Below are 12,837 nucleotides of genomic sequence, written 5' to 3'. Positions count from 1 at the left end.
GTCTTCCGGATCCCGCTGTGAACATTTTCAAATATATCATCCACCCACATTACCTCACTTTCCCTTTCCCTGATTTTCGCCCTGGCTGCGCATGTGGCATTTCCTTTTTGTTCGATACTTTCTCAACACTTTGTTTTCCTGCCTCCGCCTTCTTTCCCCTTGATTCTTTCATCTCTTTTAGCATCCCGCGAACTGATGGTTTGTGATCCAAATCAGAAGTACCCCTGGCGTCGTTCCCTGGCCTCCTGGAGGATGGCTCTGACAGAGGGCTTTTTTCTGTCTCCCCCATAGAAGGGTTTCCCTGCATTAGGCTCTCTTTTTCTTCCTGCGCTGCCCGATGCCCCTGATCTTCCTTTGCCGCCGTTTTTTCTAATAATTCCTCTATAGGTTTCTCTTTTTCAGCCTCGTGTTTTACTCCGGCATTCTCTACAGCAGCAAATTTAAACCGGTCTACAATCCGTTCAATCTTGGCGGCATCTTCTGCTCTTACCATAATATCGCACATTCCATCCGGACTGCCTTTTGAGTCGCGCAGGGCACAGTATAGAACACCATACCGCTTAGCCTCTTCCTTAAATGTCTTCAAATCGGAGTTCCTAACTCCATAGATCTTCAATTCCTTTCCTGAACGCAGCATGGACTTTAACCGTGTCCTGCCGCTGGTTTTGTTCTTATCCGCATCCCGGAGTGCAGCATACAAAAAGGCAGCAATATTCTTTGCTGCCGAACCTGTAATCTTCAATACAACCTCATATCCTTCCAAAGTCAGGCGGACAATCTGTTCCGCCGCATCACCTGACGTATTCATTGTGGTTCCTCTCTTTCTCCTGGTTTTCCTTTTTCCCATACTGTATTGTTTTCATAACAGCTATTTTTTCTTTTATCATCCCCGATCTTTCCCTGATACCATTACATAAACGTTCTTCTTTTCTAAGTCCCGATATCTGACATGTCAGCTCTGCAATATCGTTCTTCACTTTTTCCAGTGTTTCTGTATCCTTTAATTTTCGGGATAAGCCTCGCATTCTTGTTCTCTCCTTGCCCAACGCTCTCATTTGCGCCTTAATCCCCGCCTGATATGCGTCCAACTGTTCTGCCGTATCAATGTGATTCCTGCATAATAGCTTGGTCTCTTCAAAAATCCGCTCCATCTTCCGCACATCTTCTTTTAATACGAGAGGCATTTCACCTTGCTTTCGCCGTGAAGGCTTCTGAAATACACCTAATAGATAGCAATAATGGAGGCATAGCCCGCGAAACCCGCCAATTTTACGTGTTTCACTTTTCTTTCCCTTCACCGGAATCTTCCAATATTTATCCCCTCCGCCTCCTTTTGCTCTAATATTTCCTGTTAAGCGTTTCGAAGGTTTATTATTTTCTTCCAATATCCTCTTCTGGATATTTTCAAGGGAGTACTCCGGATTCTTCCTGTCAATCCGTACAAAACGCTCCTTTCCCAATGGGCGGAGTGTAAAATACTTACGGTTCATTTTTATCTCGTATCCCTGCACCCCCATATTATGAAAAAATTGAGAAATCGTAGCGGATCTGGCTATATTTTTCTCAATGTCTGCTAAAATATAATCTCTCCAGGTCGGTTTCCCCTCCTGACTTGCCAGATATGCATCATAACTCGGCCGCCTTCCTGTCTGCGGATTCTCAATTACGGACAACCGGTATTCTCGGCAAAGCCGGTCGGATGTTTTCCTCATAAGGTCATAGGATGCATTGTTATCATAATAGCGGCGCCCATCTGCAAATGAAACCGAATTCAGTACAAAATGGTTATGAATATGGGCCTTATCCAAATGGGTTGCCACGATCACCTCGAACCTGGCCCCCCACAATTCCTCTGCCAGCTTCACCCCAATTTCATGGGCCTGCTGTGGGGTGACTTCTCCTGGCATAAAACTCTGATATCCGTGGTATGCAATAATGCCCCCTTCCTTCTGGTACTGTTTCTTCGTAACCATCATTTCCTGCCTTGCTGTTTGGGGATGGCAGTTCAGCCCCGTTACATAATACTGCTGTTCCGTCTTATAATCCTGCAGCATATAATCCATGACATCCCGCAGCCCCTGCAGATCCTGCCGCGAAAACTTCACATTTTCTGTTTTCTCAGCATTATTTACATAATCAATTACATGATCCATCCTGCCCCTGACATCCCATATCTTTGTCGTAGCCAATTTTAATCACACCTTGTCCGGCAGCAAAAACTTCTGTTTTATTTCCAGTTGGAACCTTGTCCACCTGTCTGCTTCTTTTTTGTAATAGGGAGCGTCAATGAGACCCAGCACATTTGCCTTTGTGGAAATCTGATGGAGATGAATTCCTATTATATTCATCTGGCGCATGACATCATAGAATTCTTTATCCGGTTTTTCATGCAGTATATAACCGTTCAGGACGGCACGTATAAACGCCTCTCTGGAGAGCCCCGACTGTTTAACCTTCCGATCAAGCTCCATCGCCTCTGTCTCCGTCATTCGGAACATCAATGAAACATTTCGTTTTCTCATCTGTCCCTCTCCTTTTCCTTTGGTATTGAATCCCTTAGCTGAGACAGCTTCCTTGCCTCACGATTATATTCATAGGCACGATCAGAAAGTACCTCCTCCGGCTCCACCTGTGTTGCATTGATTTCCCGTACCATCTCCCCAAGTTCCCTGGCTTCCAGGCTACGACTTTTGGGGACAATTATAAGTTCGTGAATCGAAGATGGAAGGATATGAAAATCATCCTGAAGGCATTCCCCTATTTTTTGCAGCACGTCCGGATACAGTATGGAGCTTGCACCAAATGACTTGCTGCCATTGGTAAGGACATACATCTGATCTTCCGGCAGATTCCTAAATGCTTCTTCATCAACAAATAAATTAAGCCCCTGTTCTTCAGCTTCTTCTCCAATCATGTTAATAATGATATCTCCCATCCGCTTAAAGACCGGTGGTTTTATGCGCTGCATATTTTCCAGTGCAGTTCCATAGAGTTCACCTTTACTAATATTCCACTGCTCCAGCATTTGGTTCGTTATCTTAGCATGCATCTCTCCACCGGGTATGTCATGCTCTACCTGGTAGATGATAGATAAATCTTCTATATTCTTATGAGGCACCTTCTTAAGCAGAGACGAATTTGCTTTTTTGTTAATAATGCTGCACGTGATAAAATCTTTGACATACTCATATCTGTTCATCTGAAACTTCTGTAACAATTCCTCAGCCGGCATAGAATCTCTGACGGTCTCTCCCAGCCGGGTTAATATCTGAACCATGTCCTCTCCTTGAAGATAGGATTTGTAGCATTCCTCAAGATAAACCGTGGGAGATACGTTAACTCCCTGCGGCTTGATAGAGACTCCGGTCCGGATCTGCCCGTTGTTCTTTTCTGTGTTCATCAGGCTCACCTCACTGCCATCCAACTCTTCTGGTAAGTGCTGTGGCAGATCCGCCTCCACTCGCTGTGCAAATTCCTGAAACGTCATCATGATCGTATCACTCCCTTCTTCACGGAACGCTTTTTCATCTGGTTCTGATAGGCTGACAACCTGCTTATCCTTCTTCGCTTATCCACTTTCCTGCTAATCTCTGTTTTCATCTGACAATCTCCCTTCATATTGATTTATCCTTCCAATCTGCACCAAACAAATTGCAATAACTCCGCAGAAACTACCCAATATAAATCCAAGTCCTAACATTAGTACCATGTTCATTTTTTTCTCCTTCCGGCATTAAACAGGGGATTGGGGAAGCTCCCCAACCAACGAATTCGGCTGCCGGAGGCAAGCCAAATTCAGTGCTGGTTAAGACAATGTATTTTCCCCACCTGGTCTATCTCATATCACACTTTTTTTACGCTGACTCATCTCCCCCTCCCTCCCATCCGTTTCTTTTCTCTTGTTCTTGTTACTTCCAGCCCCCGGCTGATGCACAGACAGTCGTTGCAATCCTTCCCTTTTACCGGGGGCCTGTCTTTTGTCCTATACTGCTTCGGAAGTACTGCCTGTATTGCCTGAACTGCACGCCTGCCTGCAAAATCGTTATCTAAATGGAACACAACTGTATCAATTTCCGTGTGTTCCTGTAGGAACTGGCTAAGTGCTGCCGGCATCTTGCTCATTTCAATTTCTTTTGCAGGCTTGTACACTCCTGCAAGTGATAACAGGTGTTCAGCTCTCCAATTGTTCCCCTCCAGCTTCTGCATCGTCGCATAGGAAAGCAGGTCGATAGGCGACTCAAAAAGATGCACTGTTAATGCTTTTTCTTCTGCAGGAACTGCAAATGAATACCTCTTATCACTTCCATTTGCATCTCCAATAAAATCAGAATCAATCCCACGGAGGGCCGCATAGCGGGGTATTCCAGCAGAATCTTTCCCAATAAACACGGCATTATGATACTGCCGGGTCTCACATATCCTGCCTGTGTTGATGCAGAAATCTATAATCTCCCTGTCAATCCCCCTGTTCAACAGATACTGTATGACCTGCTCAGGGTACTGACTAAGCTCGGGGAGCAATAGCTTTTTCTTTCGTTGTTCTTCTTTCTGCGGAACATAAACCGGCGGAGTAATCGCCGCCTGCCCAGCAATAATTTCTACCGCTTCCATAAAAGAATAACCCTCCACCTTAATGAGATAATCCAGGGCAGACCTGCCGCCAATCCCCCTGCTCCACCACATCCATTTACCATTTGAAATCTTCAGCGAATCATGGGTTCTTGTGGTATATGTGTTGCCAGAAAAACGGACAAGTTCATGCGGCTCATAGTTTTTCAAATAGGTCAGCAGATCCATTTTCTTCACCTCCTGCACGACTTCGGGTGCAATATATGGCATTGTTTTCACCTCCTCTCCAATAAAAATAGCCGGTCGGCAATTTAGTTCACCAACCAGCTATGTAAAGAATTTCCTGATATGTAATTGTGTTTTTGTATCGTCCATCATCATATTTTTAGGAAGGAAAGAAGTGCTATAGCATCACGCACCCCGAGAAGATAAAGCTCCATCCGTTCCACATACTCCTGATTATCTTCCGCATATAGATAATCAGACAGTGCCTCCAATTCTTCCCTGGAAAAAGTACGTCCTTCCGTTATGCTGTCATGCCCATCCAATATGGCGATAAAAGGATAAGTATCCAGAAATTCCTCTGCCTCTTTCACAAGCCTTGTATAATCAGAGCAATGTTTTTTTGCTGCTTCCCTGGCCCGCTCATCCACTTCATCAAAAAAAGCATTCTGCCAAAGCGACAGATTCAGATGGTTAAAGTCACGCATTACCTGACCTCCTCTTATTTTTCTGTAGTAATTAAAAAGAAACATATTCATGGCTCTTCGCCTCCCTTCTTTACAAAAGTTACTATAGATGATTAACACCTGCACCGCAATGATGCAAATGCCCGGGCATATGTACCCCCTGTACCGGACATCGGTACAGGGGTAAGTTCAACGTTCCTCACGCTCTTTTCTTCTGTGGAATGGTATAAGCTCCGCTTCAGCCACTTCTGAGGATTCCATTTCCTGTAGGTATCCCCTTTCCTTAAAGCTAAACATTTCCCCACTGGTTCCGGCTATGATGATGTGATCTGCTATATCAATACCCAATAACCTTCCACACTCCCATAGCCTTCTCGTTATACGCTTATCTTCATTTGATGGATTCAGGCTTCCACTGGGATGATTATGCATCAGTATAATGGAACGGGCATTCGATAAGATGCTGCTTTTAAACACCTCCCTCGGGCTCACAATTGCCTGATCCAGTGTCCCCATGCATACAATATTCATATTAATAATCTGCCCGTTCGCCTTTAGGTTCAGGACACAGAACACTTCCCTGTCATACTGGCTGATTTCCTTTCCTACTACTTCCACCGCATCTTCGGGTTTGCGGATCAGTTTGTCACAGTACAGGGAAGGCTCTCTTACAAGCCGGATATTCACTACCTCTAATTCATTCATCTTCTGCCTCCTGAATAATGATGCACAGTATCTGGCTCTCTTCCATAGCTTCCACCATTTCTCTCAGTTCACTGAAATCATGGATAATAATTTCCTTCATGCGCCCTCTTCTCCCCTCCACAGCTGGAATCCAAGGTTTGCTTCGTATTCTGTTCCTTTTGCGACTCCACCTGTTCTGAATCTACCTGTTGATTTAAATCATTCTTAGGAGTCGTTTCCCGCGGATGTCTCCCGCCTAAGAATGTGATTACCTTATTTGATTTCACATGTTTTTGTAACTCATTAATGACAGCAAGCTCAGTTACTGTTATCCCCGGCAGTCTGAGCATATCTTCCATACTCAGAGAAAGAATGGCTTTCTCCGTGTCATATCCCGCATCTAACACCCTACTCAGTGTCCTGAATGCCTTTGTGTTTTTTGCCATTTATACGCCGCCTCCTCTTCTTATAAGCTATTCCGGCTGCTACGAACGCTGTTGCAATACATAATACCATTAGGCTCAGCGCTGCTTCTGTCTTGTCTCCCGTTTTAGGCCCTTGGGGTATAACCGGTTTCTTTTCGATCGCCTTGTCCTTCATTTCTACCTTTTGTACCTCAGCCGTATCTTCCAATTTAAATGTAACATCTTCTGCTTTCTCATAATGATCCGGTGCTGTAATTTCCCGCAAAATTAAATCGACTCCTACCGGAAGCTGATCGACTCTGTGCGGAGAGCCGTCCGTAATCCATTCTTCAAGAATTATTTCTTCCGTTGTCAGAATCTGAAGTTTTGCGCCTTTCAATTCTTTTCCTGTTGTAATATCAGTCTTGATAATTTCTGTTTTTGAAATATCATCTTTCATTTCTACTTTGACCACGCTGCCATCTGCCTTCACATCAAACTCTACGTCATTTGCGGTAACATAGCCTTCCTTAAATGGCGCAAGTTCCTCATGCAGGATATAAGTTCCTTCCGGCAGACCATATATGACATGTGCTTCTTTCCCACTGATCCACTCTTCCACGACTTTGCCGTCTTGAGTTTTCACCTGTAATCTGGCTCCTTCTACTTCTTTTCCGGTAGTCAAATCAGTTTTTGTGATTTGGGTTTCTGTAGGCTGATTTTCAAACTCCTTTTCAACGGTAAGAATCGCCTGACTCTGGTCTTCATAAGGCACCACAACCTCCCAGATTTCTTCGGATTGCAAGTACCCGGGTAAAGATCTTAGCTCTTTCACATAATAGGAGCCATGAATCAGGTCACTTGAGAATGTCAGTTTCCCATTCTCATCTGTACTTTTCTGCTCAATCAGCGTGTCTTTTTCCAGAAGCAGCGTGCCATTGGCTGACAGGATATTCTCTTTTGTATACAAACCAAAAACCGCCCCCTGGAGAGCCTTCCCATCCACCTTATCTTTCTTCTTTACGCTGATTTCTATCTTTTGCCTCTCATTCATACATTCCAGTTCTTCATAGACAACCGCTGCAGTATCGTCCTCACTGGTCAGTACAAATTCTTTTATCTCTGTGTTTAAAACAAAATGTGCCCCAGCTTCTACCTCCTTCACATAATAGGAGCCCAGAGGCAGGTTATTAACGGTGGCCTTACCCGTATTATCTGTCGTCAACATTGCTGCCACATCATCTTTGTGGTAGCGGATGACTGGATTTCCTTCATTGTCTTTGGCCCCATCTGGGCTAACAATATCCTCTTTTGCCCTGACCTCAAAAACCGTTCCCGCGATACCTCCCTCTTCATATTTAAACTCATGGAATACAGCATCTGACCAATCTTCGCCAATAACTGCTTCTTTCACTTTGTTCCAAATGCCTTTTGCTTTATCCAACACAGACTCTCCCGTGATGGATTGAAGCTGCTCCCCAGTCTTTACAATGGTCAGACTGCCTACCTGCTCATTATTCCTTTGTTCTATTGTAACAATTGGTATCCCGCTCTCCGGATCGACCTCGGAAACATTGCCAGCCTCGACTGTAATGGTAATCGGTTTCTGCTCCTGTTTTTTATAGATTCCCTCCATCTTGACATCTAAAAGTGATATCTTCTCATCCCCTAAAAACAGTTCCATTTCACTTCCGGCCCGGACAAAATTCACCGGTGCCTTTACTTCTTCAATCCTATAAGTTCCTGGCTGTAATTTTTCCGGTGTGACTAGATATCCGTCTTCTGTGGTGGTAAATACACTGATCCTTTGCTTTTTAGGATAGTTAACTGTCTGCTCCACATATTTCCTGGCTTTACAGTCATATATCTTGTACGAAGCCTCTTTCCCGAGAACAACATTTCCGGTCTGGGCATCTCGTTTTATTATTTTAAGAAAGAATTGGTATGGCCTATCATCAAATATACGCCATGTCATGGGCTCCCGGCTGTCTTCTGTTATATTTACTATAAACGGATTCACCTTGTTTAAATTTTCTGGAACCGTACTCTCTTCCACAACATACGTTCCATATGCAAGTTCAGGGCTTACCAGATACCCTTTATTGTCTGTAAATAATTCAGGCACTGGTACTGGCTTCTTGTTCTTATACGTATGGGCTGTAGTCTCCTTGCTGAAATCATAATCTACAAAATCCTCTGCAGTGTAATAGGAGCCATTCTTTGGCTTCAATGTGCCATTCTTTACCTTGGTAAGGCTGTTTACCAGATAGACTTTAAATCCGGCACCTTCTACTAATTCCGTTTCCGTCTGTTCCCCGTCTTCGCTTATTTTAATCAAAGAGAATGCCTGTTTTTTTACTTGTTCCTCCACGATTAGGCTTTTGGTCACAATCTCTACTTCCTGTCCGCCATAGCTAAGTGTTGCATCATACTCTTTCGGCTGCAGCAGATAAGATTCCGGAGATATAATTTCTTTTACATTCATCTGCCCTAAATATAAATCCTCAAAAGTAATGCTCCCTTCACTTCCCACCGTTTTTTTAGATATCAGAGTTCCCTTAGGATACAGGACTCCCGTCCTTCCATCCGGATGCACGATGTCTTCTTTTGCATAGAGCCCGAAAACAGCCCCTTCCAAACTGGCATCTCCCTGTGCCTCAAAGCTGCCTGTCTCAGCATCCACTTTTTTTAGGATAATACGGCCTTTTACAGCCTTGTCTACTGCCTGTACAGTAACGGTTTTTCCTGCCTCTATATTTACGGTATGAGTGGATTCATCTTTTAGGTAATTAGGCGCTGCTGTAATCTCTTTTACATATACTGTTTTGATACCCGCATCAAAATATCCGCTTACGCATTTCCCATTACTGTCTGTGGCCTGCATCTCCATAAGCAGGTTCGTGCATGCTTTGTCCCTGTAAATACCATATACTGCACCTGCTAATGGATTCTTTGTATCTGCGTCCTTCTTCACTAAAGCAATTCGGGCCATACTGATCCAGTTAACTGTCAGGCTGACGGGAAGCGCCGACTCGGATTCAAATACCCCCACCGCCTGATCGACGTCACCCGTGGAGACAACCAGTGTCCGCCAGGTTTCTCCAATTGAGCCATATAAATCCCCTGTTGAATATTTGCCTGACTGGGAAACCGCAGCCTCGAGATAAAAGGTGTCTCCACCTTTGACCGTAAATTTTCCTGCTGTAACACTTTTATTCTCTGTTGTATTTACACCTGTTATCCCGGTTGGCAGATTCATTGTAATATGATTTCTGTAATCTCCGTTCAGAACGATGTCCGGCGTTCTCTGCTTCTCCCCGCTTTTGACAGCCGTCACACTGTTGGCCGAGAAGGACAGTTCCCCTTTGGGAGGTTCCTCCATCCCCAACAGTCTATCAATATAGCCGATGACGCCTGCCGCAACAAGATTCTCATATGGACAGCCTGCAAAACCTTCTGTTCCTGCATAAGCATAGCTTGCTGCAATGTGTGTAAAGACATATTTCTGTTCATCACTGAAATCCGGCATATAGGTTCCCGTGATATCACCGGCACCGCCATAGCCGTAATACAATACTTTTTGCAGATCTTTATTTGAATCCAGTACTTCTCCTACATAATCACCTGTCGGCGGAGTCGGTTTCTGTGATTCAATACAGTATGCCAGTTTTCCGTTCACGTAAAACCAATTCGTGGAATAGTATCCGATGTTTTCAGGATAATAGATTACATCCCCAACTTCCAGGTAGACGTCTCCTTGCAAATTGATGGAGTTCACAGTAGAAAATAATAAGGTCTCTCCTGTTTGAAGCTCTCTCTGTATTTCTTTCTGTTCTTCATCTGTAATAGATTCCCCTGCAGCCTTTATTTTCAGTTCTGGTGTTTCTGTTGATGCAGGCTGCCCATCCGCATTATCCGCCTCAGTATTGGATCTACTCTTATTTGGCCCATTCTCCTGCGTATGCGCCAATCCTTCGGTATCCGTCAATATCACATTTCTCTGAATTGTATAACTGTCACTCTGATCCTTCGGAACCACCAGATACGTAACAATATAGGTTCCTGGCATCTGTGCGTCCGTTGACTCACCATTATTGTCTTTTGCAGACAGCAATGATACTCTCTCTCTTCCCGGATTATAGGATATCCCCTCAACGGATGTCTGTATTGAGAATTCCTTATCTGAAATATCTTTCGTGATATCAACTGCAGTCACGCTCTGCGGCTTCTCTGTTTCTTGTTGATCTTCTTGCGTCTGTGACACTATATCCTCTGTTTTCTCATCTGCATAGACAGTCGCAGAACTAAGTGACGATGCAATACTCAATGTCAGTGCCAGAACTACTGCCAACAGCCTGCTCCATATTTTTCTTTTCTGTTTCATCTTTTTTCCTCCTAGTTATCCCGTCTGCCATAATAAATACAGACATAAAAAAAGCTCCGCCGTAGCAGAGACCTGATTGTGGGACGAATTCTTCAATTTTTTTGTGGCTAGCCACATTCCTATAATTTCTTTTTCGGCTGGTAACTGCTGGTAATCAGAAGGGGTGAGGTATGGAGAGGGGGAACAAGAAATTTTTTTCCGATTAATGGACTGTCCCACTTTCCCCTTGGTGTACCGCCGTACTTTTATGCTACTTTGTCCTTACCAACTTGTAACTTTATCTTTCCATATCTTTGTTTCGCTGCCTTTTTTGGTACAGCTCCAATGCAGATATTATCGTATCCTCCATTTTCTTTTTCGGCGTCCCTTTCGGAAAATATTTACTGATACGATTCTGTGGAATCTTGAACTGCTCCACTTGATTTGGTTTTTCCTCCTGCAGAATGGATGCAATCACCTCCGCTTGTAATTTTCCCTCCTTTGAAAATGACTTCATTTTGATGGCTTGTGCTAATGATGGCGTGCAGTCTTCACATCTCATGGAATCCAGAAGAGATTCCTGCTCCGGCTTAGTAAGGTAGGAAATTTCTACTGCTGGACGGAAGGCTATTTTATTGTTATCTACCATGTCTAGGATCTCTGGTAGAAGTTTAGTAAGGCGAATGTAGCGATAAACTGTATCTTTCTTCTCTCCGAACTCATCCCCAATAACATTAGCAGATATCTGCCCCTGTAACTTATTCTCCATTGGCGACGAAGTTAAATCGGTTCTTTTCCCCTGTCGCTTCATAGCATCTAATTTCATTTTATAAGCAAAAGCCTTTTCTGACGGCAATATGTGTTCCCTTTGGAGATTACTATCCACCATAATCAGAATGGCTTCATCATCTGTCAAGCTTCGGACAATGCATGGAATTTCTTTCTTTTCAGCCAAAATGCTCCCATGCTTTCGCCGATGTCCGGCAACCATCTCATAACGTCCATCCTCTTTGGGCCTGACTAAAGCTGGAACAAGCACACCATATTCCTTTATGCTGGTACTTAAATCAATCATCTCTGAATCATCCAATACTTTAAATGGATGGTTTGGGAAGTCATCAATTAAATCAACAGAAATGTTCATTACCTTTTCAAGGCTCTGCTCTTCCCGATTTTCCTGTGTTGTAAACAGTTCATCGACTGAGGGAAGGTTCAGACTGATGCCTTTGCTTTTCGCCATCTTTTAGCACCTCCTTCGTGAACGCTTCATATGCCTTTGCCACAGAGCTATCTTTGTCACATGCGTAAATACTCTTTCCTTCTGCAGATGTCTCCGCAGCTGCAATTCCTTTCGGAATTTCTGTCTTGAACACTTTAACAGCGGAGCCATATTGTTCGCGCAATGTTGTGGAAACAGATTTTGCAAGGTTTGTCCTTCCTTCTACTAATGTAATTAAGATTCCCTCCATTTTTAACTGAGGATTCAGCTGTCTTTTTACTTTTCCAATAGTCTTGATCAACTGTGTCATCCCTTTCGCCGGAAGATAATGCGCCTGAACCGGAATTATAACTGAATCCGCTGCTGATAATGCATTTATGGTAATCATACCAAGGCTCGGCATACAATCCAAAAGGATATAGTCATAATTCTGCTTTACCTGCTGCAAGTAGTTTCTAAGAACATATTCCCTGCTCATCGCCGTTACCAGAGACATTTCCATTGCAGATAATTCAATATTAGCAGGTATTAAATCTATTCCCTCCTCATGATGAAGGATTCCTTCCTGCGGTTTTATCGGAATGTCTTCTATGATCTTTTCCATAATTGTTGATAATGTTATGGGCAGGTCATCAATATCTTTAACTCCAAGCGATGTGGTTAAATCCCCTTGCGGATCGGTATCTACCACCAATACCTTCTTTCCCTGATTGGCTAGCCCAATTCCTAAATTTACTGTTGTACATGTTTTTCCTGTACCTCCTTTTTGATTCGCTATCGCAATTATTTTGCCATCGGGCATGATACTTTTACCTCCCTGTATTCAATTGGCCTGTGCGGAGACGTGTAAATGCTCCGGGAATAGCAGACTTTTTTCGGCTGGTTAACCCTAAAAACGTAGACTGTATT

General features: G+C 43.7%; 11 protein-coding genes. All 11 read right to left on the bottom strand.

All coding sequences use genetic code 11. The features are described from left to right. Nucleotides 1-49: 49 nt before the first annotated feature. The 11 genes from HMPREF0240_RS16185 to HMPREF0240_RS16135 all read right to left on the bottom strand — a co-directional run bounded on the left by HMPREF0240_RS16185 (nucleotide 50) and on the right by HMPREF0240_RS16135 (nucleotide 12,730). Nucleotides 50-808, bottom strand: a complete 759-nt coding sequence (locus HMPREF0240_RS16185) for a PcfB family protein (RefSeq protein WP_009004489.1) — start codon at nucleotides 806-808, stop codon at nucleotides 50-52. Further along, the gene (locus HMPREF0240_RS16180; protein WP_035313794.1) at nucleotides 792-2,189 is read right to left on the bottom strand and encodes a relaxase/mobilization nuclease domain-containing protein; all 1,398 of its coding nucleotides are present in this window, start codon (nucleotides 2,187-2,189) and stop codon (nucleotides 792-794) included. The genes HMPREF0240_RS16185 and HMPREF0240_RS16180 overlap by 17 nt, the downstream gene beginning before the upstream one ends. Before the next feature lie 6 nt (nucleotides 2,190-2,195). Then, entirely contained in the window at nucleotides 2,196-2,522 is a 327-nt protein-coding gene (locus HMPREF0240_RS16175) for a relaxosome component (protein ID WP_009004488.1), read from the bottom strand. After that, nucleotides 2,519-3,490, bottom strand: coding sequence for a DUF5688 family protein (locus HMPREF0240_RS16170; protein WP_009004487.1), 972 nt, complete (start codon nucleotides 3,488-3,490; stop codon nucleotides 2,519-2,521). Before HMPREF0240_RS16170 ends, HMPREF0240_RS16175 begins: the two co-directional genes overlap by 4 nt. A gap of 374 nt (nucleotides 3,491-3,864) precedes the next feature. Next, nucleotides 3,865-4,839 carry a DUF3991 and TOPRIM domain-containing protein gene (locus HMPREF0240_RS16165; RefSeq protein WP_035313793.1) on the bottom strand — a complete coding sequence of 325 codons (975 nt, stop codon included), beginning with the start codon at nucleotides 4,837-4,839 and terminating at the stop codon, nucleotides 3,865-3,867. A gap of 107 nt (nucleotides 4,840-4,946) precedes the next feature. Next, nucleotides 4,947-5,279 carry a hypothetical protein gene (locus tag HMPREF0240_RS16160; RefSeq protein ID WP_148486358.1) on the bottom strand — a complete coding sequence of 111 codons (333 nt, stop codon included), beginning with the start codon at nucleotides 5,277-5,279 and terminating at the stop codon, nucleotides 4,947-4,949. Nucleotides 5,280-5,447: 168 nt separating this feature from the next. Continuing rightward, nucleotides 5,448-5,963, bottom strand: coding sequence for a JAB domain-containing protein (locus HMPREF0240_RS16155; protein WP_009004484.1), 516 nt, complete (start codon nucleotides 5,961-5,963; stop codon nucleotides 5,448-5,450). Between the two features lie 77 nt (nucleotides 5,964-6,040). Then, on the bottom strand, nucleotides 6,041-6,388 hold the full coding sequence (locus HMPREF0240_RS25330) for a hypothetical protein (RefSeq protein ID WP_346902658.1): 348 nt from the start codon (nucleotides 6,386-6,388) through the stop codon (nucleotides 6,041-6,043). Then, nucleotides 6,351-10,730: a SpaA isopeptide-forming pilin-related protein gene (locus tag HMPREF0240_RS16145; protein ID WP_009004482.1), complete on the bottom strand. Its 4,380-nt coding sequence runs from the start codon at nucleotides 10,728-10,730 to the stop codon at nucleotides 6,351-6,353. Before HMPREF0240_RS16145 ends, HMPREF0240_RS25330 begins: the two co-directional genes overlap by 38 nt. 277 nt (nucleotides 10,731-11,007) lie before the next feature. Continuing rightward, the gene (locus HMPREF0240_RS16140; RefSeq protein WP_035313789.1) at nucleotides 11,008-11,949 is read right to left on the bottom strand and encodes a ParB/RepB/Spo0J family partition protein; all 942 of its coding nucleotides are present in this window, start codon (nucleotides 11,947-11,949) and stop codon (nucleotides 11,008-11,010) included. Next, nucleotides 11,903-12,730, bottom strand: a complete 828-nt coding sequence (locus HMPREF0240_RS16135) for an AAA family ATPase (protein ID WP_009004480.1) — start codon at nucleotides 12,728-12,730, stop codon at nucleotides 11,903-11,905. Before HMPREF0240_RS16135 ends, HMPREF0240_RS16140 begins: the two co-directional genes overlap by 47 nt. Between the last annotated feature and the right edge of the window lie 107 nt (nucleotides 12,731-12,837).

The sequence above is a fragment of the Clostridium sp. D5 genome (assembly GCF_000190355.1).
GTDB lineage: Bacteria > Bacillota > Clostridia > Lachnospirales > Lachnospiraceae > Faecalicatena > Faecalicatena fissicatena_A.
This window is presented reverse-complemented; position numbering and strand designations above follow the sequence as displayed.